The sequence below is a fragment of the Solibacillus sp. FSL W7-1464 genome, assembly GCF_038004425.1.
GTDB lineage: Bacteria > Bacillota > Bacilli > Bacillales_A > Planococcaceae > Solibacillus.
On record NZ_JBBORC010000001.1, the window covers coordinates 2143480 to 2169139 of the forward strand.

General features: G+C 37.8%; 22 protein-coding genes and 1 pseudogene. 9 read left to right on the plus strand and 14 right to left on the minus strand.

From position 1 onward, the window contains the following. Window positions 1-11: 11 nt before the first annotated feature. Window positions 12-1430, minus strand: coding sequence for a HAMP domain-containing sensor histidine kinase (locus MKZ25_RS10480; RefSeq protein ID WP_340801436.1), 1419 nt, complete (start codon window positions 1428-1430; stop codon window positions 12-14). Beyond that, window positions 1414-2316 (minus strand): substrate-binding domain-containing protein, encoded by a 903-nt coding sequence (locus tag MKZ25_RS10485; protein WP_340801437.1) that lies wholly within the window; start codon window positions 2314-2316, stop codon window positions 1414-1416. The genes MKZ25_RS10480 and MKZ25_RS10485 overlap by 17 nt, the downstream gene beginning before the upstream one ends. Window positions 2317-2683: 367 nt before the next feature. Here MKZ25_RS10485 and MKZ25_RS10490 point away from each other — a divergent pair, with 367 nt between their 5' ends. Beyond that, on the plus strand, window positions 2684-4021 hold the full coding sequence (locus tag MKZ25_RS10490) for an MFS transporter (protein WP_340801438.1): 1338 nt from the start codon (window positions 2684-2686) through the stop codon (window positions 4019-4021). Window positions 4022-4275: 254 nt separating this feature from the next. Here MKZ25_RS10490 and MKZ25_RS10495 read toward each other — a convergent pair whose 3' ends face one another. Then, window positions 4276-4515, minus strand: a complete 240-nt coding sequence (locus tag MKZ25_RS10495) for a cAMP-binding protein (protein WP_340801440.1) — start codon at window positions 4513-4515, stop codon at window positions 4276-4278. Between the two features lie 607 nt (window positions 4516-5122). Between MKZ25_RS10495 and MKZ25_RS10500 the strand changes: the two genes are divergently transcribed. Both MKZ25_RS10500 and MKZ25_RS10505 read left to right on the plus strand, forming a co-directional pair. Then, complete coding sequence (locus MKZ25_RS10500; RefSeq protein WP_340801441.1) at window positions 5123-6370, plus strand: flavin-dependent oxidoreductase; 1248 nt, start codon at window positions 5123-5125, stop codon at window positions 6368-6370. A 102-nt stretch (window positions 6371-6472) separates the two neighbouring features. Further along, entirely contained in the window at window positions 6473-7846 is a 1374-nt protein-coding gene (locus tag MKZ25_RS10505) for an MFS transporter (RefSeq protein WP_340801442.1), read from the plus strand. Between the two features lie 260 nt (window positions 7847-8106). On the opposite strand, the gene MKZ25_RS10510 is transcribed toward MKZ25_RS10505, so the two are convergent. After that, window positions 8107-8478, minus strand: coding sequence for a hypothetical protein (locus MKZ25_RS10510; protein ID WP_340801443.1), 372 nt, complete (start codon window positions 8476-8478; stop codon window positions 8107-8109). Window positions 8479-8669: 191 nt separating this feature from the next. Between MKZ25_RS10510 and MKZ25_RS10515 the strand changes: the two genes are divergently transcribed. Both MKZ25_RS10515 and MKZ25_RS10520 read left to right on the plus strand, forming a co-directional pair. Then, on the plus strand, window positions 8670-8855 hold the full coding sequence (locus MKZ25_RS10515; RefSeq protein WP_340801445.1) for a hypothetical protein: 186 nt from the start codon (window positions 8670-8672) through the stop codon (window positions 8853-8855). Window positions 8856-9138: 283 nt separating this feature from the next. Further along, window positions 9139-9681 (plus strand): LysE family transporter, encoded by a 543-nt coding sequence (locus MKZ25_RS10520; protein WP_445326880.1) that lies wholly within the window; start codon window positions 9139-9141, stop codon window positions 9679-9681. On the opposite strand, the pseudogene MKZ25_RS10525 reads toward MKZ25_RS10520, so the two are convergent. After that, window positions 9666-11017, minus strand: a pseudogene (locus MKZ25_RS10525) (amino acid permease). The gene MKZ25_RS10520 and the pseudogene MKZ25_RS10525 overlap by 16 nt on opposite strands. A 298-nt stretch (window positions 11018-11315) precedes the next feature. Here MKZ25_RS10525 and MKZ25_RS10530 point away from each other — a divergent pair. Continuing rightward, window positions 11316-12794, plus strand: coding sequence for an aldehyde dehydrogenase family protein (locus MKZ25_RS10530; protein ID WP_340801446.1), 1479 nt, complete (start codon window positions 11316-11318; stop codon window positions 12792-12794). Window positions 12795-13129: 335 nt separating this feature from the next. Continuing rightward, window positions 13130-14560, plus strand: a complete 1431-nt coding sequence (locus MKZ25_RS10535; RefSeq protein ID WP_340801447.1) for a carbon starvation CstA family protein — start codon at window positions 13130-13132, stop codon at window positions 14558-14560. Between the two features lie 150 nt (window positions 14561-14710). Here MKZ25_RS10535 and MKZ25_RS10540 read toward each other — a convergent pair whose 3' ends face one another. The 3 genes from MKZ25_RS10540 to MKZ25_RS10550 all read right to left on the minus strand — a co-directional run bounded on the left by MKZ25_RS10540 (window position 14711) and on the right by MKZ25_RS10550 (window position 16736). Beyond that, entirely contained in the window at window positions 14711-15175 is a 465-nt protein-coding gene (locus tag MKZ25_RS10540; RefSeq protein WP_340801448.1) for a YtxH domain-containing protein, read from the minus strand. A gap of 199 nt (window positions 15176-15374) precedes the next feature. Next, window positions 15375-16352 carry a ketoacyl-ACP synthase III gene (locus MKZ25_RS10545; protein WP_340801449.1) on the minus strand — a complete coding sequence of 326 codons (978 nt, stop codon included), beginning with the start codon at window positions 16350-16352 and terminating at the stop codon, window positions 15375-15377. 42 nt (window positions 16353-16394) lie between these two features. Further along, a complete protein-coding gene (locus MKZ25_RS10550; RefSeq protein WP_340801450.1) occupies window positions 16395-16736 on the minus strand; it encodes a hypothetical protein in 342 nt (113 codons plus the stop codon). Window positions 16737-17499: 763 nt separating this feature from the next. On the opposite strand from MKZ25_RS10550, the gene MKZ25_RS19860 reads away from it, so the two are divergent. After that, window positions 17500-17781 (plus strand): DUF5658 family protein, encoded by a 282-nt coding sequence (locus MKZ25_RS19860; protein ID WP_445326881.1) that lies wholly within the window; start codon window positions 17500-17502, stop codon window positions 17779-17781. Window positions 17782-17915: 134 nt separating this feature from the next. Here the strand turns inward: MKZ25_RS19860 and MKZ25_RS10555 are convergent, their stop codons facing one another. From MKZ25_RS10555 to MKZ25_RS10575, 5 genes are all read right to left on the minus strand, one after another. After that, window positions 17916-18209: a hypothetical protein gene (locus MKZ25_RS10555; protein ID WP_340801451.1), complete on the minus strand. Its 294-nt coding sequence runs from the start codon at window positions 18207-18209 to the stop codon at window positions 17916-17918. Next, on the minus strand, window positions 18191-19177 hold the full coding sequence (locus tag MKZ25_RS10560) for an anti-sigma factor (protein ID WP_340801452.1): 987 nt from the start codon (window positions 19175-19177) through the stop codon (window positions 18191-18193). Before MKZ25_RS10560 ends, MKZ25_RS10555 begins: the two co-directional genes overlap by 19 nt. Beyond that, window positions 19177-19656: a sigma-70 family RNA polymerase sigma factor gene (locus tag MKZ25_RS10565; RefSeq protein WP_340801453.1), complete on the minus strand. Its 480-nt coding sequence runs from the start codon at window positions 19654-19656 to the stop codon at window positions 19177-19179. Before MKZ25_RS10565 ends, MKZ25_RS10560 begins: the two co-directional genes overlap by 1 nt. A 142-nt stretch (window positions 19657-19798) precedes the next feature. Beyond that, window positions 19799-22306, minus strand: coding sequence for an EAL domain-containing protein (locus MKZ25_RS10570; protein WP_340801454.1), 2508 nt, complete (start codon window positions 22304-22306; stop codon window positions 19799-19801). Window positions 22307-22636: 330 nt separating this feature from the next. Continuing rightward, window positions 22637-23233 (minus strand): CAP domain-containing protein, encoded by a 597-nt coding sequence (locus tag MKZ25_RS10575; protein ID WP_340801456.1) that lies wholly within the window; start codon window positions 23231-23233, stop codon window positions 22637-22639. Between the two features lie 372 nt (window positions 23234-23605). On the opposite strand from MKZ25_RS10575, the gene MKZ25_RS10580 reads away from it, so the two are divergent. Beyond that, the gene (locus MKZ25_RS10580) at window positions 23606-24031 is read left to right on the plus strand and encodes an SRPBCC family protein (RefSeq protein WP_340801457.1); all 426 of its coding nucleotides are present in this window, start codon (window positions 23606-23608) and stop codon (window positions 24029-24031) included. 129 nt (window positions 24032-24160) lie between these two features. On the opposite strand, the gene glpK is transcribed toward MKZ25_RS10580, so the two are convergent. Then, window positions 24161-25654 carry a glycerol kinase GlpK gene (glpK, locus tag MKZ25_RS10585; RefSeq protein ID WP_340801458.1) on the minus strand — a complete coding sequence of 498 codons (1494 nt, stop codon included), beginning with the start codon at window positions 25652-25654 and terminating at the stop codon, window positions 24161-24163. Window positions 25655-25660 lie beyond the last annotated feature (6 nt).

The following is a 25660-nucleotide window of genomic DNA, read 5'->3' on the forward strand; positions in this document are numbered from 1 at the left end:
ACCACTTCTTTCTATTTTAATGGCAGTGAAACGGAAATTTCTGTTCCTCCCACCATGTTCGTTCTAATAAGGAATGTCCCTCCCTGTAACTCGGCTCTTTCCTTCATACCATGAATGCCAATTCTATTTTGTTGCTTGGCTTTTTCAAAATCGGCTTCATGAATTCCATGACCATTATCATTTATCGTCAAATTAACCCATTCGTCTTTAACGTCCAAGCCGATTATAATTTCAGTTGCTTTCGTATGTTTTACTACATTATTCAAACTTTCCTGAACAATCCGGTATATGGCCAGCGTAACATCTTCGGCTAGTGTGACGTCAGTATCGGGAACAGATAAAACAGTTTGGATGTTGTATTTTTCCTCAAAATTTCTCGCATATTTCTTTATCGCCGAAACCAGCCCCATTTTGTCCAAAATCGGCGGACGCAATTCGACTGCCAGATCCCTGATTTGTTTTAATATTCCCGCAGCTATATCTCTGCTTGTATAAAGTAGCTCACGTTGCTCACTGTCTTTCGCCTCATTCGCCATAATTCTCATCGTTACCATCAATGAAGCGAGCGCCTGACTTGTCTCATCATGCAGTTCACGTGAAATTCTTTTTCGCTCATCCTCTTGAACAGATAATAACCTTGAAATCAATTTATCACGCAATAAATCCTTTTGTTGTAATTCCTTAAGTAAATAGTCAACTTCATTATTTGAATTGATGAGATGATCCGTCATTTCATTAAAGGCCTGTGCCAGTTTCCCGATTTCATCGTTGTTAGTATTTTCTGCTCTTAAGGATAGGTTACCTGCCGATATCCCTAATGCTACATCTACTAAGGTGTTGATTGGTTTCGTTATCCTACGGGTAGCAAAATAAGCCATTCCCAAAGCGCCAATTGATACCAAAGTTGTCGCAATGATTAACTTAATTATCCTGGAATAAATATATTCCAGCGATTTTTCTTCCGACATCCCTAGCCGAACATACCCTACGCCCCCTTCTTCTATCGGGACAATGACATCATGGATATCCCCTTCATCCGAAGATAAAATCGAATAATCTTGTTGGGTAATCCCTTTTGGCGTATGAGCATTTACGATTCCTTTCGGCAGCTTCTCAGGATCGGGGAATGTGTGGGCGTAAAGTATGTGACTGCTATTAAAAACTAAAATATAGCGAATATCTTCATCTATCTTTTTTGTTTCATTAATCAGATTATCCACCGAATACTGATCATCAAAGAGAATATAGTCCGAGCTTGTTTCAGCCACATTTTTAGCGATAGTGGCACCACGTTTCACGAGATCCTCCGTCATGATGTTTGTAAGGGAATCCCATATGATCCACCCGAAAATGCTGGTAAGAAAGAGTAGAGAGCACATGATTGCTGCAAGGATTTTATGATGTATTTTAATATTATTTATCCAGTTCATAGAGTACCTCATAATATTCCGAGTCGAATGGGATAAAGCGATCAATATATAATCCTTGAATAGCTTGCTTCATAGATTCCTGTTCGTGCATCGAAAGAAAGCTCTCTTTTATTATTTCCTTATCTTCCTCAGGCAGATTACTGCTGATCACTACCGGTCCGGTACCTAAGGGCATTGATTTCCCAATAATTTTTAACGATTCCAATTGTTCCGGACTTTCATTTTTCATCGTTTCAAAAACGAGAGAATTGACAGCTGCCGCATCAACAATATTATTTAATACGGCATTCATGGATCCTTCATGGCTATATGTATAAATATGCCTCCCAAAAAAGCTATCGATATCTTCCCCTAAACGCTCCAATTCTTCTTTCACAAAAATATATCCCGAATAACTGGAAGGATCAAAAAATGCGATATCTTTACCTTCCAGATCATCAATCGATGAGAAGCGGTTTTCATCCTTCGCAACAATGTAACCATAATAGTAAGGGCTGCCGAATCTTTCTTGTGTTGCAATACCTTCAAATCCGCCGTTTGCACCAAATGTGATGTATGCACCGGTTGGAAGCAGAGCGATATCAGCACCTCCATTCATCATGAGGTTGCTGACTTCATTATAGCTTCTGCGCTGGATTAAAATGGTTGGCCGGTCAAGTTTTTTACCGATATAATTTACGATTTCCCGATAGTAGATGATCGTATCTGTCGGAGAAAGTACACTCGAGATAGCTAAGCGTATCGGATCTTTTTTATCCTCTTTTATTACCGATGTTGTCTTTTCATATTCCGAAAAGACAATTTGATAGGTTGAAGGGTTCGACCTGCAGCCTAGTATTAAAATGATCAGTACTATAATAGGAATAGCCATATATATTTTTCTCATAATATCCCTTCCTGGTGCGGTTTCTTCAGCAATAATTCACAGATTGAAATTTTTTCCCAGCAATTAATTTTTACTATTATATCACAAGCATATTTTCGTATTGAGCGTTATTTAATGTTTCAGACACGAATTGTAGGATATTTTCTGACAATGAAAAGATGATTTTCTTACAAAGAATAGGATATATGCTGATAGTTTAATAGTTTGAAAAGTTAGATAATACGATTATGTAAACCAATTGTGTTTTCTATTTTTAAAGCGCTTTCAAAATACGAGGAAAGGATTTCATCTTATATTGCCAATAGCAAAATACGATTTGTAACAAGACTTTAAAATTTATAATTTACAGTATTGGAGGGGGTTTAGTATGGTATTAGCTTACCAAAAACAAAACACCGAGAAATTTGCACGCTATCTTTTTCGTCGTAAAATAATTTTCCTAATTGCATTTCTAGGTTATGTATGTGCTTACCTTGTACGAAATAACTTTAAATTAATGTCCAACAGCATCATGGTGACAAATGGCTGGGAAAAAACAGATATCGCTTTGTTGCTTTCCTGCTTAACGATTTCCTATGGATTGGCCAAATTTTACATGGGTGCGCTAGGTGACCGCGTCAGTATAAGAAAACTTTTCTCAATCTGTTTAGGCGCAAGTGCGCTCATTGCCATTCTCATTGGCTTTTTCAATACATCTATTGCAGTATTAGGTATTCTGCTTGTATTGAGCGGGGTTGTACAAGGTGCCTTAGCCCCTGCTTCCCAAATGATGCTTGCCAATTATTATTCAAATAGATCCCGAGGAGCGGCGATTGCGGGCTGGAATATTTCGCAAAATGTCGGTGGGGCTTTACTGCCTTTAATCATAGTGGCGTTAACTAGTATGGGACTGGTTGTTCCTGAAACCGGAAATGTTTTCATGGCTTTCTTGGTTCCTGCCTTGCTGGTGCTGTTCTTTGCCTATATATGCTGGCGTTACGGCGGTGATAGCCCTGAGTCGGAAGGTCTGGATTCTTTAAGTACAATGTATGGTGACGCTGCGCACACAAACATCGCAACGGAAGAAGAAAAAACAGGACTAACCTACTGGCAATTAATCTGGAAATATGTTTTTACCAATCCGCTGATCTTACTTGTAGCTGCGGTTAATATCGCATTATATTTCCTTCGTTTCGGAATTGCGGACTGGATGCCAATTTATTTAAGCGAGGTCGGAAACCTATCAGCTACAAAAGCGCAATTGGCCGTTTCCGTTCTGGAATGGATTGCGATTCCAGGTTCACTTATCTTTGCATGGTTAGCGGTTAAATTCCCGAATAAAATGGCTAAAATCGGGGCAATCGGATTGTTTGCCATGGTTCTGTTCGTCTTTATATATGAAAGACTAGTTAGCAATGGGGTAGCAAATTTCGCATTATTCCTGATCGTTTGCGGGGTTTTAGGTGCCTTGATTTATGGACCGCAATTAATTGTCAATATCTTAACAATTGACTTTGTACCTTTGAATGTAGCAGGGACAGCAATTGGTTTTGTAGGTGTTACGGCGTATTTAATCGGCAACATGGGTTCGAACTGGTTAATGCCGATCCTGGCTGATCAATTTGGCTGGTTCTGGTCTTATACTGTTGTAGCGTTCTTATCAGCATTCGCAGCAATAGGATATCTAGTCCTGGCAAAATCGGAACAAAAAGTGAAGGTAGTTTAATACAGCATATTATTTGCATTCAAACTAACAACTTTTCATGAAAATTGAGCAAGGTACTTTACGGAATAATATCGTAGGGTACCTTGCTTTTAATAGTTTCAGAAGTATTTTGTGGGGATTTATAAAATGTAAGGAATGATGGAAATAAAAAACCCCTTAAATCAAAAGCATAAGCTCTTAATTTAAGGAATTTTAAAGTTTTATTACGCTAAAGGAAGAATTGCCTTAAGTCACTATGCATTCACTTACAATAATTACCTCGGCCCATTTCGATCTAAAATGGCGGATGTGTTATCTTCATGTAGGTTGTTCAAAGTGGTTGTTGTACTATCCCTTGCATATACATGTTCTTTTCCTAAAGGAATATCCGTAGTTTGAACTTCCGACGCCTGTGCTAATAATGCTTCGCTATCGTTTTTGGTCATGCCAAACGCTTCACTTATTAGTTCGGCACCTGTTTTTCCATGATTCGCCTTCGAAAAATTCTTCCCCATATTCCCACCTCCTATATATAGAATGTGTGATGGCTCATTAATTATGTAAAATATATAGGAGGTTTCGTTTGCCAGTCAGTTGATTTCCAAATTGCCTACGTTTAAAATCCAGTACATTAAAATAATACAGCTTTCAATGTTTTTAATTTTATTTATTCAACTTAATTTCATTGACTAATTTACTGCACCCTGAGGAATAGGATTCGAACAGATCGGTGACTGATCCAATAATGCTTGATCTCATTAAATTTCAGCCCTTTTCTTCCACTAAAGTCAGTTTATATTGTCCAACTTGATCTTTCCTATTCGTTGCAAAAATATACAATTTTTTTCCTGTATTATGGACATTCCTGTTTGTTCTCTTACAAACTTCACTGCTTCACTTCGCCGACTGACTTTTGCTTCTCCTTTACTAAGGCAATCCGTTATTCGTTAATGATTTCGGAATTGCTAACTCTTTTATACTTAAAAATACTAAAATATCTTTCAATTCCGACAATTTCCCAATCGTGACTAGCTACCATACCAAACATATGCAATAATGTACAAATAGTGAAATTAATTAGAAAAAATAGATTATTCTATTTTCTTCGATGGAGGGATTGTTTTGTCAACAATTAAAACAGCGATGATTGTCGGTGGTGGCATTGGCGGACTCGTTACAGCATTAAAACTTCACCGCGCAGGCATATGTGTAAAAGTATTTGAAAGTGTAGAAACAATTAAAGAGCTGGGAGTCGGCATTAATCTGTTACCCCATTCGGTACGCGTGCTAACAGAATTAGGTTTAGCAGAGGAACTGGAACAAACAGGCTTACCAACAGCCGAGTTGATGTATGTGAATAAATTTGGGCAAAAAATTTGGCAAGAAGACCGCGGCATCAATGCCGGATATAAATGGCCTCAGTATTCGATTCACCGTGGACGCTTACAAATGCTGCTGTTAAAGACCGTAAAGGACCAATTAGGTGAAGCAGCCGTTTTAACAGGTCACCATTTAACATCCTTTGAAAATGAGAGTGATGGCGTCGCAGCTCATTTTGAAAATAAAAAAACAGGTGAATCACTTGGTACATATCGTGCAGACATTCTGATTGCAGCCGATGGCATTCATTCCGTTGTACGAAAATTCTTCTATCCAAACGAAGGACTGCCAAAATATAGCGGACGCATCTTATGGCGTGGCATTACAGAAGCAGCACCTTATTTGACAGGTCGCTCCATGATTATGGCTGGTTACCAAGATCAAAAATTTGTTGCCTATCCAATTTGTCCAGATACAGCTGCTCAAGGACGTTCTTTAGTCAATTGGATTGCGGAATTAAATGTCGAGACAATGCCTGATCGCGCGGATTGGAACAAGGAAATCGATAAAGAGAAGTTTGCCCCTGCCTTTGAAAACTGGAACTTTGGCTGGCTGAATGTACCAAAAATTATTGAAGAAGCAGAAGCTGTTTATGAATTCCCAATGGTTGACCGGGATCCCCTTCCACAATGGACATTTGGACGTATTACCTTACTTGGCGATGCGGCACATCCAATGTATCCAATCGGGTCAAACGGTGCATCGCAAGCCATTTTGGATGCGGATGCTCTTGGACAAGTCATTGCGGAACAACAAGATGCGGAAACTACATTAAAAGCCTATGAAGCACTGCGACGGGAAGCAACAGCGAACATTGTATTGACGAATCGCCAAAACGGTCCGGAAGTGGTGATGCAGATTGTAGAAGACCGTGCACCAAATGGCTTTGCTGACTTGGACGATATCATTTCAGCTACAGAACTTGAAGAAATTGCGAATCGCTACAAGAAGATCGCCGGTTTTGACCGCGAAACATTAAATGCCAAATAGGAATATAGGAAACTAAATTTTTTTGCACGTTACACTTTAGCGCACAAACGCGTTGATGCGTTTGTGTACTAAAGTACTTTCTGAAATAAGAGGTGTTAATCAATGAGTACTTTACACATAAACGAAATAATAGATAGGAGTCGCTTTAACGCCTTCCATCTTTCCATTATCTTTTGGTGCTTTTTCATTATTCTTATGGATGGATACGATGTAGTCATCTATGGATCGGTTGTCCCGTCTTTAATAGAAGAATGGGGGATTTCCACTGTTACCGCTGGGGCTATTGGAAGTTATTCAGCTGCGGGAACAGCAGTAGGAGCAATTGTTTTTGGACTGTTAGCCGATAAAATCGGAAGGAAAAAAGTGATTATCATTTGTACCGTCATGTTTAGTCTCTTCACAGCACTCTCCCCTTTTGCGGGAGGACCTGTACTTTTTGCCATCCTTCGCGTTATTGCGGGCCTTGGACTGGGAGGCGTTATGCCAAACGTCATTGCACTTTCTACGGAGTATGCTCCTAAAAAAATCAGAGGAGCCATTGTTTCGTTTATTTTCTGTGGCTATTCAATCGGGGCGATTGCAGCAGCTTTATTCAGTAAATCTCTCCTACCGACAGTCGGCTGGAAACCAATTTTCTGGATTGCCGCTATTCCGCTTTTAGCACTGCCTTTTCTGGCAAAACAGCTTCCAGAATCGGCAAACTTCCTTTTAGCAAAAGGAAAAGAAGCCGAAGTAAAGAAAATCCTTGGGAAACTCAATCCCCAAATGTCGTTTTCTCAAGACGTAGTACTGGCAAAACCAGCAGCAAAAGCACCAGGCTCTCCACTTGTGAAGCTTTTTGAAAATAAACTGGCACTAAGTACGATCATGTTCTGGATTTCATGTTTTTCTTGTTTCGTCCTTATCTACGCGATGAACGTATGGCTGCCAAAGCTTATGGTTGAAGCAGGCTATAGTTTAAGTAACAGTCTATTATTTGTCGTTGCTTTAAATTTGGGGGCTATTGTAGGTACGATCGCGTTCGGTCGTTTAACGGATAAATTCGGCTTCAAAAAAGTAATGGTACCGCTCTATTTCGGAGGGGCCCTTGCACTGGCTGCGGTTGGATTAACAAACAACACCGTACTTGCGTATGTATTAATCGGGATAATTGGCGCCGCATCAATTGGTGTTCAAAATATTAGCAATGCCTTTGTATCACAGTTCTATCGACCAGAAGTTCGTTCAACTGGTGTCGGAGCGGCGATGGCATTTGGACGAGTTGGCGGTATTTTCGCCCCAACATTTGTAGGAATTCTCTTAACAATGAACCTATCTGCCCAAATGAACTTTACACTACTCGGCACAGCCGCACTTGTAGGAGGAATCGCTATTCTATTTGTTCAGGAAAAACATGCTTTTTATCGCCCGGCTGAAGCTACGGAAGCAGAAAGTTCCACTCAATCAGCAACCGCTGAAATGAACCATTCCGTTTAGTAAGCGAATTAACAGTTTATCGACGGAAGCCCTACAAGAAAAACTCCAGCAAACATACCAGCAATCTACCGCTGAAGGCATTCGTGCTATTTGGCACTAAACAAATCAAACCCATCCCGGTACGATTCTCTTGTACCGGGATGGGTTTTCTATTTACAAGCAATTAGTGTGGCGATATCCGAATGAAAATACCGGACGCCTAGTAAAGATATTTTGATTTCCTGACGAATTATTGCATTAAAGTTTTTAGCTTGAGGACCCTACTTTCTATCCGCCGGTGTCAGGTACTTCATGCCCAATATACGTTTCATCTCTTCACTTACCCAGTTGCGTAAAGCAATGTTCCCATAGCTTCTTGTTTCATCGTATCCCCTAAATAATATAAAATAATAGGTCATATAATCATCAGATTTTTGCTTTTCAATTTTACATCCTTTCTTATATAAAAAGTCCCTCAGCTTTTTAAATTCGTGAAAGGTATCATTAATTTTGGTGTCGTACCACTCTTCCAGTACGTCCCTCATTTTTAATTCTGAAATGCAATCCCTATCTCGCTCGAGTGTTTTTAGAAATAATTCCAGTACAATATACCGGTGAATATCATCGCTTAATTTCATGAATTCTTTATGCATTTAGACCACTCGCTTTACTGATTGTTGGAAATAAACCTATTTCTATTTTATACAGGAACACCTGTTTGTATACGTAATTAATGATTGTAAATTGAATATAGCCATCAGAAGGAAAAACTTTCAACTGAAATATTGAGTATTTTTCGTAGCTGTTTAAGCCATTCTAACTTTTGTTAAGGAGGTGAGCAGCTGTGGAAAATAATAAACTAAATATTAAACGTCAGCGTAACAACAATAACAACAACAATAATAATGAATTTGAATTCGGTGAAGACTTCAATTTCGAGAACTTAAACAATCAAAATCAAAATAACCGTAACAACAATAACAACAATAATTTCAACAAGAAAAACAAAAATAACAACAATAATAAGTAATATGACTAATACAGTCTCCCTTTAGCGGAGACTGTATTTTTCAAAAACCCCACGACAATATATTAACTAAGCAGCAGCCCTTTACCTTTCCATTGGTAAAGGGCTGCTTAATTATTGAAATAAAATTCATTTTTATAGTTGTACGAGCCACTCTGTTTGAATAAGATGCACAGACATCATTTTAAGGAGGGTAATTATTGAACTCAATAGCTGCTTATATTTTTTAGGTGTATCATTAGCTGCGCCTATCGGTCCTGTCAACGCAGCGCAGCTAGATACAGGGATAAAAAACGGTTTTTTTCATGCGCTTATTTTTGGCATCGGCGCTTTAACTGCTGATATTCTGTACATGATAATGGTTTATTTCGGGATTGGCCAAGTGATTGAATACTCTCCTGTAAAAGTATTCCTTTGGTCATTTGGTTGTTTTGTTCTTACATATACCGGGATCGAGAATTTACTTTCTCTGCATAAAATTAATTTAGCTGTAAAATCCAACAAAAAAACTACACGACTTAGACATTCCTTATTAACAGGCTTTCTCATGTCACTGTTGAATCCGCTCACTATCCTTTTTTGGCTTGGAATCTATGGCTCAGTACTTGCAGAATCTATCAAAATCAGTACGGATAACCAAGTGCTGATTAATAGCCTTGCCGTCATCCTTGGAATCATGTTGTGGGATACGATAATGGCCGCTATCTCCAGTGGAGCCCGCAAAATATTATCTACCGGGTTCATAAATATTATTTCCATCATCTCATCGCTTGCAATGATCGGGTTCGGGATTTACTTTGGGATTCAGGCTTATCAAGCATTATTTTGAGCTTCTTCCTTCTTCCATCGTTTTCGCATAAAAAAGACGATACTTCCGATTACTGCAAGAAATACTAAACTGATAAAAAAGCCTGGACGACTTGTCTGATGAAATAAAGTTCCGCTAACCGCCGAACAGATCAGTAATATTCCAATAATTCTTTTCACTTTATCGAAAGTAGTCGTCTCAACTAACCTCGGGTACATGACTAAAATAAACAGCCAGTTGTAAAGCAGCATTAATGCTGCTGCAGTCGTTATATATTCGTATACTTTATCCGGCAGTAATAAAGACGTAATGATAGAAAGTACAAGCCCTAAAGTTGTTAAAGCAATTGCAGGTAAGGGCATTTTAAGCTTCTTTTTCTTCTGTTTACTGAAGATTTCAGGAGCATCTCCATCCTCTGAAATAGTCACGAGTATTGTCGTAACCGAAAACAAGGAGGCTGACATTGTTGAGAATCCTGCAATAATAATTGCTGCGATAAATACATGCGGGAAGAAATCGATAGTATGGACACCTGATAATGCTTCAACAAACGGACTCTTACTCTCCTTGAACTTATCAAATGGCTTCAGTAAAAGTGCCAACGAAATTGCGTCACATAAATGATTCCTAGTAGCCCAAGCATCACTTTACCCGATTTAGGTGCATCCACTTTATTTTTAAGATGAATCGCCATTATACTCATCACTTCGATTCCACCATGGGCATAAAACGCAAATATAAGAGCGCTCCAAAATCCGATGAAGCCTTTCGGGAAAAATTCATTCATGGATTGCGGGATGTCTGGAGATGATTTTCCGTCTATTACTCCTGTCAGCGCTAAAATTGCAATTATTATAAACATAAAAATAGCTGCAATTTTCATCACAGCAAATACGCTTTCCAATTTCCCAAATGCTTTCGCTCCTATAAAGAGAACAATGAGACCGAGAACCGCATAAATTGCTGCGAATATCCACAATTTAATAGTAGGAAACCAAAACTTCGTTAATAATGAAATTGCGGTAAGTTGACTACCAATGATTAATATTTCTGAACACCAGTAAACCCAACCACTGCTAAAACCCGCCCAACGCCCGTATGCTTTTTTCGCATAGGTACGAAAAGATCCTTTCTGTGGATCCGATGCAATCATTTTTGCAAGAGCCTCAAAAACAATATACGTTGCAGCAGCAGCTATTATAAAGGCCAAGATAACAGAAGGACCTGTCATTTTAATCGCTATACTTGACGCAAGGAAAAACCCTGTCCCAATCGTGCAACCTACTCCAATAAGCGATAACTGCCACCAAGTAAGATTTGCTTTTTCGTCGCTGGCACCCGACGCTTTATACCCCATTTCTACACCTCCATAAAAAATAGCCTTCCACAAAAAAGTGGTTTTATGTGCTATTTAGATGATGAAAGCACTTCTAGACGAGCATAAGTTGAGCATCCCTAAAACCCTCTAATTGTATAAAAAGAAATGGTATGGAGAAGAATAAATTTACTGATACTTTCTGTTAATTTTCCGATGCAGAAATCTGGATTTGAAATTAAATAAGCGATTTTTAACATGAGCATGTATCTTGAAGAAACACTTAAATAGGAATAATATAGTAATTGAAAGTTATTCTCACTATTCGGAGGGGTTTAATATGAATATTGCACCAATTACAGTTAACGCTATTATAAATGGCGAGAAAATACAAACAGATAATAAAATTACGCGTGAAAATCCAACACACCCTGAGCAAATTGTGGGGTACGCTCCCAATAATACGAGAGAGCAAACAATCCAGGCAATCGACGCGGCATATGAAGCCTTTAAAACTTGGGCCTGGAGTGATGTCGAGGATCGTATCGCAAGAATGCAGCGTGCCATTCAGAAAATAAAAGACGCAACGCCTGAAATCGCTGAGCTATTATCACGCGAACATGGGAAAGCGCTGTATGATGCCCAAGGGGAAATTGCAGTTTCTCTTATGTGGATGGAATTTGCCGTTGAAAACGTGAAAAAAGTGACAGCTCCTGAAGATCGCAAACATGAAACTGGTCGAACTATTATTACCCATGACCCAATCGGTGTTGTATCGGCGATTACGCCTTGGAACTACCCGATTTCACTTTCAACAATCAAAATTGCTCCCGCTTTGTTAACAGGTAATACAATGGTACTAAAACCAAGTCCATTCGCCCCTTTAGCGGTAAGCCGGGTAGCCGAAATTATTGCGGAAGAATTTCCCTCAGGTGTATTGAACCTAGTTAACGGGGATGCAGAAGTTGGAATTGAACTTACATCAAACCCGAAAGTTGCGAAAATCGCCTTCACAGGTGGGACAAATACGGCTAAACATATTATGAAAGCAGCATCTGAAACGATTAAAAAAATGACCCTGGAACTTGGCGGTAATGATGCAGCAATCGTACTGGATGACTTTGATGTTAACGATGAACGTGCATTAAGAAGAATGGTTATTGCCAACTTCCTGACAGCCGGTCAAATTTGTATGATTGCAAAACGTATCTATGTACACCGTTCCATTTACGATGCGTTTGTTGAAAAATATATCGAAGCAGCAAACAAATGGATTAAAGTAGGCGACCCATTCAATCCAGATGTCACAGTCGGTCCCGTAAACAACAAAAACCAAGTAGAATATGTAAAAAGTTTAGTGGAAGATGCCAAAAATAAAGGGGCACAAATTATTCCATTAGGAACAATACTGAACCCTGAATTAATGGATAACGGTTACTTCTTACAACCAACACTTGTGTTAGGTGCTGATGTTCATGACCGTGTTGTAGTTGAAGAACAATTTGGCCCTACTGTACCAATCCTTCCATATGATGATGAAGAACAAGTTATCCAATTACACAATGAAAGCATTTACGGTTTAACAAGTTCCGTTTGGGGAGAAGCAGAACATGCCATAAAAGTGGCTCGTCGCATTGAAGCAGGTACAACGATGATTAACACTGCCGCAATTCAAGGATTAGATGTTCGTTTCCCGTTTGGCGGTGTGAAACAATCAGGTGTAGGTCGCGAATATGGATTAGATGGTATCAAATCTTACACAGAAACTCATGTCATCAATCTGCCAAACGACCTGGAATTACCTTACATTCCTGAATAAAAGCATACTTCATTAGAAAAGAGCATTAACCTCATCGGGTTAATGCTCTTGTTTTTGTCTATTTACTTATCTGTGCCCTGTGCTTTCAGGATCTATAGGCTATTTCCATTTTTATCAAATTATTAAGGATATCTATAAATCTCCAGCCAAAATTATTTGATTTTTATTATATTTTTATATAACAGTTTTCACTGCATAATGTTTGTTTATCTATATTTTATTTGCATATTTACACTTTCAGACGATATTTATACTGAATTTTCTAAAAACTTAGTTTACAAACGTAGTCTTCCATTACTATAATTTGAGTTATCAGAAATATTGGAGGAAGATATATGTACACACTTCTTGGTTCGATCACTCTATTAATTGTAGGATATATCGTCTATGGAAAGTTTATTGAAAAGGTGTTTATTGTTAATGATGCAACGCCGACCCCAGCTTATACAAAAGCTGATAATTTAGATTATATGCCCATGCCTGCCTGGAAGGGCTGGATGATTCAATTATTAAATATCGCAGGGCTTGGACCTATTTACGGTGCCATCGCAGGTGCACTGTATGGACCCGTTGCAATGATTTGGATTGTATTTGGTTGTATTTTTGCAGGTGGGGTTCATGACTATTTTGCAGGGATGTTATCATTACGTCATGGAGGCGCACAATTCCCAGCACTTGTTCAACGTTATTTAGGTAAAGTAATGCGTGTCTTCACTGATATCGTTTCAGTAGTATTAATGGTTTTAGTAGCAGCCGCCTTTACTGCAGGACCTGCTGCTGTTCTTTCTTCAAAATTAGGAATTACATTTATGACAGCACTTATTGCGATTTTCATCTACTTCTTATTAGCAGCAATTTTACCAATCAATCAAATTATCGGTCGTATTTATCCACTATTTGGTGCAATATTAATCATTATGGCCGGTGCGGTGTTAGTATCTCTAGTCACTTCAGGTATTGCGATTCCTGAAGTATCTTTAACAAATATGCATCCGAATGATTTACCGGTTTGGCCATTATTAATGGTCACGATTTCTTGTGGCGCAATCTCTGGCTTCCACTCTACACAAAGCCCGATAATTTCAAGAACAATCAAGAAAGAATCGGAAGGTCGTAAAGTCTTCTACGGTGCCATGATTGGTGAAGGTGTCATTGCATTAATTTGGTGTGCGGCTGGTATGAGTTTCTATGGCGGTACAGAAGGATTATTACCAAAAATCTCCGAAATTGGTGCAGGTGGTGTAGTAGACGAAGTTTCAATTGCATTACTTGGTACATTTGGTAGTATTTTAGCAATATTAGGGATTGTAATTTTACCAATTACAACAGGTGATACTTCATTACGTTCAGCACGCATGATTGTATTAGACTTTTTAGGCTCTCGTTTTTCAAAAAATAGGACAACACCAATTTTAGCAACAGTTGCAGTTGCAGCACCCGCATTTTTCCTATCAACAATTGATTATCAATTCTTATGGCGTTATGTAGGGATGACGAATCAAATGGTTGCAACAGTTATGCTTTGGGTTGCAACATCGTATTTATTGAAATCAGGCAAGTTCCACTGGATTGCAGGTTTACCAGCCTTATTCATGACCTCTGTAGTATTTGTATACTTAATGGTAGCGCCAGAAGGATTTGCGCTTGCTTATGAAACAGGTGTCGTCATTGGTTTAAGCTTTACTGTCCTAGTTTCTTTCATTTATATTTATCAAATCTTTAAGCATAAAGCTTTTACAACTCCGGTATTTTTAACAGAGAAATAAGGGATTCAGACTTTTGCTAACTATAAAATCTCGCATTTTTATAATTTCTAAAAATGCGAGATTTTTGTTTTGAGTATGCTTCGATTTTTTACTAAATGAATTCAAAATCTAAATTAATTTTTACGTTAATCCTTTAAAATTTCACGGAAGTTAAGCACCCTGGCTTTGCCCATTATTGCTGCCCTTCACTTCTACGCCGGCTTCTTTCACTTTCCCGCCGATGTCTTTTAAATCCGTCGTTGCTTCTTTGGCATGAGAAAGAATCTCACTTGACTCTTCCTTTACCATAGTAACTGGGAGAATAATATTCTCGTTTACTTTTTCATAAAGATTTTGAGCATCGCTTATTGCTTCTTTTAATACGGAAGAAGCGGATTTCAGACGTTCTTGCAAGTCATCCTTTACTTCTGAAGGATTATTTTTGACTTGGCTGTACATATCCATTGTCGAATCTTTCATATTTTTGGTTGTCTCCGTTACTTTATTTCTTGTGTTTGCATCAAGCATGGCAAGCGCACCACCAATAACCGCCCCTATCACCATGCCTCTTAAAAGCTTTCCGTTATTCTCGTTATCAATTGTTGTTGATACATTATTATAAGAAGTTTGTGTCATCATTATTGCTCCTTTTTATTTGAATTTGTAACGTTATTCATTAGTTGCCCGATATTTTTCCCGTTCAAACTATTTGAGCGGATTCTTTTTCTTAACTACCCGGACAAGCTTTAACAATTCAGGAGCTCCTTTATCGTTCCTAAAGCTCAAAAAACGGCAACCCGTAAAACATCAGGGTTGCCGCTTTTTTTATTAATAATTAATATTTAAATAACATTGCTACCATTTCATGACCTGCACCGATCGTCCAGAATAATACAATGTCACCACGTTTAATGCTGCCCGTTTCAATACCTTCATGCAAGCAAATAAAGGGACTGCTAGTAGACGTATAGCCGTATCGATCCCCTACATAAATAATCTTCTCTTCAGGAATATTAAAGTGATTTTGTATTTTTAAGATGTTCGATAAGGCAAATTGTGATAAGCAAAACGAATTGACATCCTCAATTTTTAACCCGTTGTCTTTTAATAGTTTCTCAATCATCTCACATGCGACCGGAATTGCCATCGCACCGTCAAACGGAGTAAAGACGATATGCTCTTTCTTGCCGATTGTTTGAGAAAATCCTTCTTTCGGATAAATAATGTTATTTCTATTCGCTGAATCCACTTCATATACCGCATCAATAAAACCTGTATCTTCATCTGCTGTCTTTTCCAGAATAACGGCAGCAGCTGCATCTGAAAAGTTGGCATATGTAAATGCCTGTTCGGGATTGGAAATCAAACTGTTAGCGTCAGAACCAATGATGAGCGCGCGGTTAATACGTCGGTTTGACATCATATAATGTGAAGCGTTTTCCACTGCGACCGTCATTCCCGCGCAGTTAGCATTACTGTCAAACATCATTGTATGATTCGCTCCATCAATTTCATGGTGTACAAACATCGCATTTGTAGGTAATGTATGCTCAGGCACTTGTGTAGAAAATACAATCATATCAATATCTTTTCCCGTTAATTGAGCCTTTGCTAAAACTCGCTTAGCCGCTTCAATTCCCATTGACAGAGAATTTTCCTCATTGTCGATGATATAGCGTTTGTTTCTTCCCATCGAAGTCAAGAAGCCGGTAACATCTTCTCCCTGCTCTTTAAAATGCTCTAAGTAAAACTCATTCGCTACTAAATTCTCAGGATGATAAATAGCAACGTTTTTTATTTTAATATTCGTCATGCTATAAATAAACTCCTTACTGGCTCTATTCATTTGTTTTTACTAAATTGATTCTACAGTTGCGTTCGTAAGTCCGGCAGCATTTGCAAGACGGCTTAATTGCATTTTTAATGTTAAATTATTCGCTACAGTGAATTTTACTTGTTTGAATCCTGTTGCTTTGTACATTTTCATAACTTCCGTTAAATTTGCAGTCATATCAGCATTCAATAATTGCATTTCAGTACAATCAACTTCCAGATTAAATGTTGATGGCGTGATGGCTTTCATTTTTGCATTATAATCTGCAACGAAGGCATTCGCATCTTCCATTGTCATTTTGCCGTTCACAAAAATATTTACTACATTTCTTACTGTGTTTACTTGAATACCTGTTTTTTTCATGTTCATTTCTCCTACTATGTCGATTAATTTTTGAATTTATTTTAAGTATAAAGCAGCATAAATGCTAGGACATTTGAATTATAACAATACAACTTAATAAACAACAATAAAAATGTCAAATTTCCTTATTTTTCTGCATAAAATAATGATTTTGAACTAATTATTATTTTTACATTAGCTTCAAATACCTATCCTAAAAAGATCATATCTACTTGAATTTTTATAAAAGCAGGAATTATTAACCTGATCGATTTTTACCTTACTACATAAAATCAAAAGCGGTAAATGTTGATTTCCCATCAACACTTACCGCTTATTCTCAGTTAGCATTTCTCAAGTGGCATTAATAAAATATCTTCCCTGTTCCGCTTTTATCTCAAAGATATATTTTTCTCCATTCTTTAACTCTTCTAAAGTCGTACTTTTTCCAGGTTTTATCTGAAATTCATCCACTATTATTTCTCCATTTATATCCTTTACCCTTAGTAGTATATCGCCTGCACTGTTTGCGTGATTAATGATTTCCTTAAATTATTCTAAAACGAATAAAACATGTATTCAAAATCAATAGTCAAATTTCTGCTTTACCATTTCATTTCGGATATAGAGACAGTATAAAAGTTTACATTTTGGTGAAAGCTTTTCTCAAGTTGAAGTGATTGAAAGAAGAATGCAAAAGCAGTAGTAAAATTTCACGAAAAAAGGAGAATTGCAATTCTAGCGACGTGTGATATACATGAAAAACTTGTTCAATATCAAAAGAATGTTGTTGGTCATTTTGCTGTTAAATCTCATGGATGGCATTTTTACGGCTTGGGGACTAAGCAATGAATGGATTGAAGAAGCGAACCCGCTGATGAGTTCGTTTTCCCCCTTAACAATCCTTGTAATAAAGGTATCCTTATCCGGCGCCATTTTATTACTTTGGAAATCAAACTTCCCTACACGGTTAACGAATATTTGGCGAGTCGTTCTTTCATTCGTCATGTTCCTATATACCGGAATATTCCTTTTGCATATGACCTGGATGACCATGCTGTTATAAAAAGTAAAAACCCGAAAGAAGATCGTCTTCTATAAAAAAAAAGTGCTGCAAACCCTAAATATTAGAGATTTGCTGCACTTTTCAATTCACTGACTTTTCTTTATTAATCCATTACAATGCAAGAACTTATCAGATTAAGGGAACGGAGCCACCGTCCAGCTGAGGCCGAAGATTGTAAATACAAATACGATGATAAACATACTAATACCCAATCCCCAAAATCCTAAAGACCTGCTTTTTTTGTTTACCAACGAAATAACCCCAATAATTATAGAAGTGACTACCAATGAACTGAATCTAGTTTCTATTTGTAAATCATATTCGGATAGCAGGGAAATATTTAAAATCGCCAATGAAATAAGACCCATCACGACACTCAGCCATCCCATCGTTTGTAAAACTGTGCTCTTTATTGTACCCAATTCCATAATTTCACCTCTCCTACTTTAAGAAAGCGAACCATCTCCAATTTTTCAAGTGATTCGATTTCGTTTTTTGGACCGGTTACAACAACTCCATATGTTTCATAGCCATTTTTCTCAATGTAATGAATACGTTCTTTTAGTTCAAGACTTTTATGAGGCGAGACTTTTACAGCCAACTCTTCATAAGGCAGTAAGTCCTTCAGCATTTCCAAAAACGTTTCCTCATGTGATCGCGAATCCCGAAAAGGCGACCAATAGGATTGATCCGGCTGTACAGGATACCCGATTGGTGAAATGATGTTTCCACTAGAGCTAAGCATTTTGTCTTCCGTCCCGGTATAGATGGCCGCCCATGTCACATGGACATTTTTCATTGCATTCTCCACTTCTTTTACTTCATATAAATCGTTTAAAGAAATATACGCTTCGACAACCGTTTCCTCCGGCAATCCATATAAGACTTTCCATTCATTATAATTACTGAAATCTACGAGAAATTGTCTTGGGTGAGCAATCCACTGATTTTTATCTGTTGGATTTTTAGGATATAATTTCTCCAGTTTAGAATCTGCCTCTTTACCCACTAACTCATCGAGCACAAAATGTAAATCGTAGTTTTTAACCGGATACAATTCATCGCCTATTTGTTTGTATTGTTCAAAGGACAGGTCCATTGAGAAGAGAGAAAAATCCATATCAAACTCCATCTCCTCCAAAGTCGTATTCGGCTCGGTAATATAAAGCGTTTTGCTTGCGATATCCATTAACGTAGTAGATTTTGTCCCAAATGCATAATAGCTAAAGGTCAAGATATAGCAGACAGGCACAATTAAAAGCACGATTGTTAAAGTGGAGAGAATTAACTTCCATCTTGAAGAGTTAATAGCCCTCTTCATCTTTTTCTTGCCCTTTTTTGTAGGTTGAATTTCTTCCTTTTTTGCTTTTTCCAGCAATTTATCATACGAATCCATTATGAATCCTCCCTTGATAACATCTCACGCAACTTTTTCCTTCCACGTACTAAATGACTCTTTAAAGTATTTAACTTTACATCCAAAATATTGGCAGCTTGTTCATATGTACAATCATGCACATCACATAATAAGATCGCTTGCTTTTCTATCGGTTTTATAAAATCTAAATAGCGCAGCAGTTCTATGTAGGCATCGTTTTCCACTACAATATTCTCCGGGGTATTTAAATCCGCCTGTGAAAATTCATTCGTCAATATCGTGCGCTTTCCTTTTCTAAAGTGATCAATGTATGTGTAATAACCTACCTTAAATAACCAAGGTTTTATTTCCTCAATCTCATCAGTGAGCAATACAATGTGCGCTTTTGCGAAGGTTTCCTGAAGTAAATCCTCTGCATCGGCATGATTTTTTGATAGAGAATATAAATAGCGATATAGATCATTGAAGTATAGTGAATATACCTGCTTGAGTTCCATTACTTCCCACCTTTCACCCTATCCACGGATTAGATATAAAAAAAGTTGCAAAATAAGGAAAATAAATGAAGAAACTTTATTATACAAAAAAAATCCATCGAATTGATTACGATGGATTTTCTGCTTCGGTAACAAGCCCCTACTATTCTTTATATAAATGAAGAAAATTATTTTCAAATTCTTCAATTGAACATGGTTTGCCAAAATAATAGCCTTGAATAAAACGACAATTTTCTCCTAAAAGGAAATCTAATTCTTCTTTTGTTTCAACACCTTCTGCAATCACTTCTAACTTTAGATGTTGTGCCATTTTTATCATGGCATATGTGATTGTGGCATTTTCTGATTTGTGGGAAATGTCCCGAATAAACGACTGATCTATTTTTACACCGTCTATTTTAAATACCTTTAAATAGTTAAACGAAGAATAACCTGTTCCAAAATCATCAATAAAAATTTTAACACCCATTTCATGTAAAGAAGTCAGCGTTTTTTGAACCGTTTTTTCGTTTAGCATAATGGAGTTTTCGGTAATCTCAATTTCCAGCCATTTTCCGTCTAACTCAAAATATTCTAATAGCTGACGAATTTCTTCGGCAAAGCCTTGCTGTAAAAATCGCTTGGAGCTTATATTTACACTTATCGGAACGAGCGGCAGCCCCGCATTTCTCCATGCAACTAGCTGTTCACATACTCTTTTCTTCATCCATTTTCCGATTGCAATGATTAATCCTGTCTCTTCAGCAATTGGAATAAATGTACCCGGCGAAATTAAGCCATGTTCCGGATGAGCCCACCTGATAAGCGCTTCTGCACTCACTATTTTCCCCGTTAATGCGTCTACTCTCGGTTGGAGATGAGCGACAAATTCATCGTTCATAATAGCTTTCCTTAAATCCCGCTCCATTACGAATGACTGGTAATTTTCTTGTTTCATCGAAGAATCGTAAATCTGATACATATTTCGTCCAAACTCTTTTGCCTTGTACAGTGCAACATCCACCCTTTTCAACAATTCCGTTGCGTTCGTATCGCTCGATGGATAAAAGTCGATCCCTATACTTGCGGTTAAAAGTAATTCAGAGCCTTGAACATAAAACGGATTTTCTAAGCTATTTAAAATATTTCGGGCAATTTCAATTACTTCGTCTCTTGTTTCAAAGTTCGTGCAAAGCAGCATTAATTCATCGCCACCCATTCGAGCTACATGGAACTTCTCTTTATAAACATTGTTTTGCAATCTACTTGCGATCTGCTGCAATAATCCATCACCTACAGCATGCCCTAACGTATCATTGACCGATTTAAAGCGGTCCAGATCCAGGGATAATATCGCCATCTCCTGCTTGTTTTCTTCAGCCAGCTTAAGTGAATCCTGAATTTTTTGTTCCATCCATCGACGATTTGGTAAACCTGTTAATTCATCATGATGGGCTAAATACGCGTTGCGTTCCTGTACAAGTTTTTCCTCTGTAATATCTTTCCCTATTGAATAGACGGCGTTAATCTCATTATCAATCACCATCGGAACTAATGTGACATTCAGAAATTTCCTTTGCCCGTTATTCTTGACTTCAAATTCAAAAAATTGGACTTCTCCGTTTACCGCCTTGTCAAAGTAGGCTGCAATTACAGGGCGTTCTTCCTCAACGGTAATATCGATGATGTTCGTATTCTCAAACATGTCTTCCCCGATTCCGAGCAGTTCCAATGTTTTGGCATTCATATGTAAAATGGTACCTTCTTTATCCATCATCGTGATATATTCATGGCTGTAATCCAGTAAAGACTGGTAACGTTCTTCATTAAGTTTCAATTGCTTTTGAACTTCTCTAAACTGTGAAAAATCATGCACAGTTCCGACAATTTCCGTGACTTCTCCATTATGTCGGATAGGCTCGATATCCACGAAAATAAGTTTGCCGCCCAACTCAATCTCATATTGTACTTTCTTTCCTTTGAGCGCTTTTGTATACATTTTTTGTTTGATCTTTGCAATGTCTTGCTCAAATACATCAAAGGGTGATTTAGATAAAATGATATCGGCACTCGCACCAATTTCATCCATTAATCTCCCTTCTGACATAATATATTTTAATGTACCGTCTTGTTCTTTTCGTACCTTAAAAATACCATTTTGCAGATTTTGAAACGTCCGGATAAAATTCGTTTTAAATTGGTTTTCCATTTGTTTGTTTTCCGTTATATCTGTTTGAAAGCTAACAAAATAGTACGGCTGCCCGTCCTCATCAAGGATTGGCACGATGATTTCAAATACCCAGAAAACAGTTCCATCCTTTGCGCGATTTTGAATTTCACCACGCCAAGTATTACCGCTTACAATCGTTTGCCACAGTTTCACGAAAAACTCTTTCGAATGAAATCCGGAATTAATAATTCGATGGTTTTGTCCAATGATTTCTTCTTTCTTAAATTTTGATAGTTGGCAGAAATTATTATTCACATAAAGTATTGTGCCGTCAACATTTGTAATTGTAATATTTGTCGATTCATTCATTGCATTTAATATATCATCCAACATTTTGTGTACTATGTTAGATTCCATTATTTTTTTGGAATCAAAAGAAGAAGTGAAAAATTCGCTGATTTCCTCCCTAATATTTGATATTCCTTTTGTATGAAATCTCATCTAATCACCTTTTATTTCGAAATATTTCTGATTTATTATATTATTCAATATTATTTTACTGAAGTCTACCTTTCAATGCATTAAACAATTGAGTATTTTATCATGTTAAGACATAATACCCGAAAAAAACTGTACTTCTAATTGAAAGTTGTTTCTTACAACAATAACAGCCGTTATGACCTCCCCTTATTAGTAACAGTTCATCTCACTTTTCCAGTAGAAAAACCACTGCGATTGATACTCTTAATCTCGTAAAAAAACGAGCGCTGATTCTTTTTACAGAATCGCGCTCATTTCATGATTACCTCTAAATAAAAGGATTTCAATATTTTATTTTTTGATGAACATTTGTGTCCAGTAGTTACCATCTTCAACGTAGCCTACACCAATATGCGTAAATTTCGCATCCATAATGTTTGCTCGGTGGCCTGAACTATTCATCCATGCATCCATTACTTGAGCAGCTGTTTTTTGACCTTTTGCAATATTTTCACCTGCTGCTGTATAGCTGATATTGAATTTTTTCATCATATCAAATGGTGAGCCGTAAGTTGGGCTTGTATGGCTGAAGTAATTTTTGTCGTGCATATCTTGGGATTTATATTTCGCAACACGTGCCAGTTCCCAATCGATTGCAAGTGGTGCCAGTCCTTGCTGTGCACGTTCCTTGTTTACCAGGCTGACTACTTGTTCTTCTACTGCCTGTTGTTCATTTTCTGAGATTGTAATTTTCTCTCCGACATAGATCATATCCGGATTTTTTAATGTAGGGTTTAAAGAAATTAATTCACTTAACCCGATTTGATTTTTAGAAGCAATCTTCCAAAGCGTGTCCCCGCTTTTTACTGTATAAGTAGCTGCAGATGCAGTAGCTGGTAAAGCAAATAGCATCATACTAAAGAACAACACGATACTTTTTTTCAACATGATTGTCTCAATCCTTTCTAGTTGTCTATAACAAGGTTACTAGAGAAAAACTGTGATTTCACTAGGGAATGAATGGCGCTTCTTTTGCGAAAGGATAACAAACATTACAAATGTGACAATTGTTTGCTGAAATGTAGTAATTTCAAATAGGAAGCATTCGCACAATAAAAAGAGATATAAACAAAGTTACAGTCAGAAAATCATCTAATAAACCCTATATCTTTTGAATTTTTATAAATATTCCTTGCTTCATTTTTTACCGCTGTATAAATAATGAGAGTCTGATTCAAATTAAAATTACCCTTGTAGTATTTAATTGCATCTATAAATACTAAGGTAAAATATGTCGTACTATGAGTTAGGTTGGTGAAAATGGAAGAAATTAAAGAAGTTACCGTAAAAACAATCGTTCAGGCACCAGTAGAAAAAGTATGGAAATATTGGGCTGAGCCAGACCATATTAAGAAATGGAACAGCCCTTCAGATGATTGGCACACACTATTTGCTGAGAATGATCTAAGAGCTGGCGGGAAATTCATATCAAGAATGGAAGCAAAAGATGGTAGTATGGGGTTTGATTTTAGTGGAACCTACGATGAAGTAAAATTACATGAGGTGATTTCTTATACATTGGGAGATGGAAGGAAAGTTAAAATCACCTTTAAAGATCTAGGATACAAGACTGAAGTAATTGAAATCTTTGACGCTGAAAAGGAAAATCCTGTCGAGTTTCAACAACAGGGTTGGCAGGCTATTTTAAATAATTTCAAACAGTACACAGAGCAAACTCCCACATAAATGGATGTCTATATTTACACTGAGATACCGTTCCCAAATATCGAATATAAGCGCCATAAAAAAGCTGTATGAAAGCTCACTTGCTTTTCATACAGCTTTTTTCCTTTTCAAAATGAGAAACTAAAATGACTATTTAAACGCCTGCGCTGCCTTAACCGCTTTGCCCCAGCCTGTGTATAAAGCTTCGCGCTCTTCTTCGGCCATTTCAGGCTCAAATTTATGATCTAAATTCCAGTAGTTTGAAATGTCGTCCAATGTCTCCCAATAGCCTACCGCTAAACCTGCCAAGTATGCTGCACCTAAAGCGGTTGTTTCATTTACAACCGGGCGATCTACCGGTGCATTTAACAGGTCTGACTGGAATTGCATTAAGAAATTATTTTTCACAGCGCCGCCGTCTACACGTAACGTACTTAACGGAATTCCTGAATCCGCTTCCATTGCACTTAGTACGTCGCGCGTTTGATAGGCAAGTGACTCAAGGGTAGCACGTACGAAGTGCTCTTTTTCCGTTCCCCGCGTTAAACCGAATACTGCACCGCGCACATCCGAATCCCAGTAAGGAGTACCTAGGCCAACGAATGCCGGTACTACATACACGCCTTCAGAAGATGTTACACGTGCTGCATATGCTTCACTTTCTTCCGCTTTACGGAACATACGTAAGCCGTCGCGCAGCCACTGGATAGCAGAACCCGCTACGAAAATACTTCCTTCCAGCGCATACGTTACTTTGCCGTCTAGGCCCCATGCGATTGTCGTTAATAAACCATGATCAGATTTCACCGCTTTTTCACCTGTGTTCATTAACATAAAGCAACCAGTGCCATATGTATTTTTCACCATTCCTTGCTCGAAGCAAGCTTGCCCGAATAATGCTGCTTGTTGGTCGCCCGCGATACCTGCGATTGGAATTTCCTGACCGAAAAATTTATCTGCATCTGTATGACCGTATACTTCAGAAGAAGAACGTACTTCCGGAAGCATCGAAGCTGGTACCGTTAAAATATCAAGTAGCTCTTCATCCCATTTCAAATCGTAAATATTAAACATTAATGTACGGGATGCGTTTGAATAATCGGTTACGTGTACTGAACCGTTCGTTAATTTCCAAATGATCCATGTATCGATCGTCCCGAATAAGAGATCCCCATTTTCTGCTTTTTCACGAGCGCCTTCTACATTGTCTAAAATCCATTTCACTTTTGTTCCTGAGAAGTACGCATCAATGAGCAGCCCTGTTTTATCGCGGAATGTATCGTTAAAGCCACGCGCTTTTAAATCTTCGCAAATTCCGGCTGTTTGTCTTGATTGCCAAACGATTGCATTGTAAATAGGCTGACCTGTATGTTTATTCCATACGACTGTCGTTTCACGCTGGTTTGTAATGCCGATTCCTGCAATTTGATCAGCAAGTATATTTTTCTCTGATAATACTGCTGCAATACAAGATAGCACAGAAGACCAAATTTGTTCCGGGTTATGCTCTACCCAACCTGATTCCGGGAAATATTGCGGAAATTCTTGCTGTGCTGTATGAAATACCGTACCATTTTTATCAAATAAAATTGCACGAGAACTTGTTGTACCTTGGTCTAGCGCCATCATAAATTTTTCTGTCATCCTCAA

Excerpts from the sequence above, each read along its gene's own strand:
- MKZ25_RS10540 (WP_340801448.1), bottom strand. The coding sequence starts at position 15,175 with ATGACACAAACTTCTTATAATAATGTATCAACAACAATTGATAACGAG.
- MKZ25_RS10480 (WP_340801436.1), bottom strand. The coding sequence starts at position 1,430 with ATGAACTGGATAAATAATATTAAAATACATCATAAAATCCTTGCAGCA.
- MKZ25_RS10560 (WP_340801452.1), bottom strand. The coding sequence starts at position 19,177 with ATGGATTCGTATGATAAATTGCTGGAAAAAGCAAAAAAGGAAGAAATT.
- MKZ25_RS10485 (WP_340801437.1), bottom strand. The coding sequence starts at position 2,316 with ATGAGAAAAATATATATGGCTATTCCTATTATAGTACTGATCATTTTA.
- MKZ25_RS10505 (WP_340801442.1), top strand. The coding sequence starts at position 6,473 with ATGAGTACTTTACACATAAACGAAATAATAGATAGGAGTCGCTTTAAC.
- MKZ25_RS10570 (WP_340801454.1), bottom strand. The coding sequence starts at position 22,306 with ATGAGATTTCATACAAAAGGAATATCAAATATTAGGGAGGAAATCAGC.
- MKZ25_RS10490 (WP_340801438.1), top strand. The coding sequence starts at position 2,684 with ATGGTATTAGCTTACCAAAAACAAAACACCGAGAAATTTGCACGCTAT.
- MKZ25_RS10545 (WP_340801449.1), bottom strand. The coding sequence starts at position 16,352 with ATGACGAATATTAAAATAAAAAACGTTGCTATTTATCATCCTGAGAAT.
- MKZ25_RS10530 (WP_340801446.1), top strand. The coding sequence starts at position 11,316 with ATGAATATTGCACCAATTACAGTTAACGCTATTATAAATGGCGAGAAA.
- MKZ25_RS10495 (WP_340801440.1), bottom strand. The coding sequence starts at position 4,515 with ATGGGGAAGAATTTTTCGAAGGCGAATCATGGAAAAACAGGTGCCGAA.
- MKZ25_RS10555 (WP_340801451.1), bottom strand. The coding sequence starts at position 18,209 with ATGGAATTGGGTACAATAAAGAGCACAGTTTTACAAACGATGGGATGG.
- MKZ25_RS10550 (WP_340801450.1), bottom strand. The coding sequence starts at position 16,736 with ATGAAAAAAACAGGTATTCAAGTAAACACAGTAAGAAATGTAGTAAAT.
- glpK (WP_340801458.1), bottom strand. The coding sequence starts at position 25,654 with ATGACAGAAAAATTTATGATGGCGCTAGACCAAGGTACAACAAGTTCT.
- MKZ25_RS10565 (WP_340801453.1), bottom strand. The coding sequence starts at position 19,656 with ATGGAACTCAAGCAGGTATATTCACTATACTTCAATGATCTATATCGC.
- MKZ25_RS19860 (WP_445326881.1), top strand. The coding sequence starts at position 17,500 with ATGTTGTTGGTCATTTTGCTGTTAAATCTCATGGATGGCATTTTTACG.
- MKZ25_RS10580 (WP_340801457.1), top strand. The coding sequence starts at position 23,606 with ATGGAAGAAATTAAAGAAGTTACCGTAAAAACAATCGTTCAGGCACCA.
- MKZ25_RS10535 (WP_340801447.1), top strand. The coding sequence starts at position 13,130 with ATGTACACACTTCTTGGTTCGATCACTCTATTAATTGTAGGATATATC.
- MKZ25_RS10510 (WP_340801443.1), bottom strand. The coding sequence starts at position 8,478 with ATGCATAAAGAATTCATGAAATTAAGCGATGATATTCACCGGTATATT.
- MKZ25_RS10575 (WP_340801456.1), bottom strand. The coding sequence starts at position 23,233 with ATGTTGAAAAAAAGTATCGTGTTGTTCTTTAGTATGATGCTATTTGCT.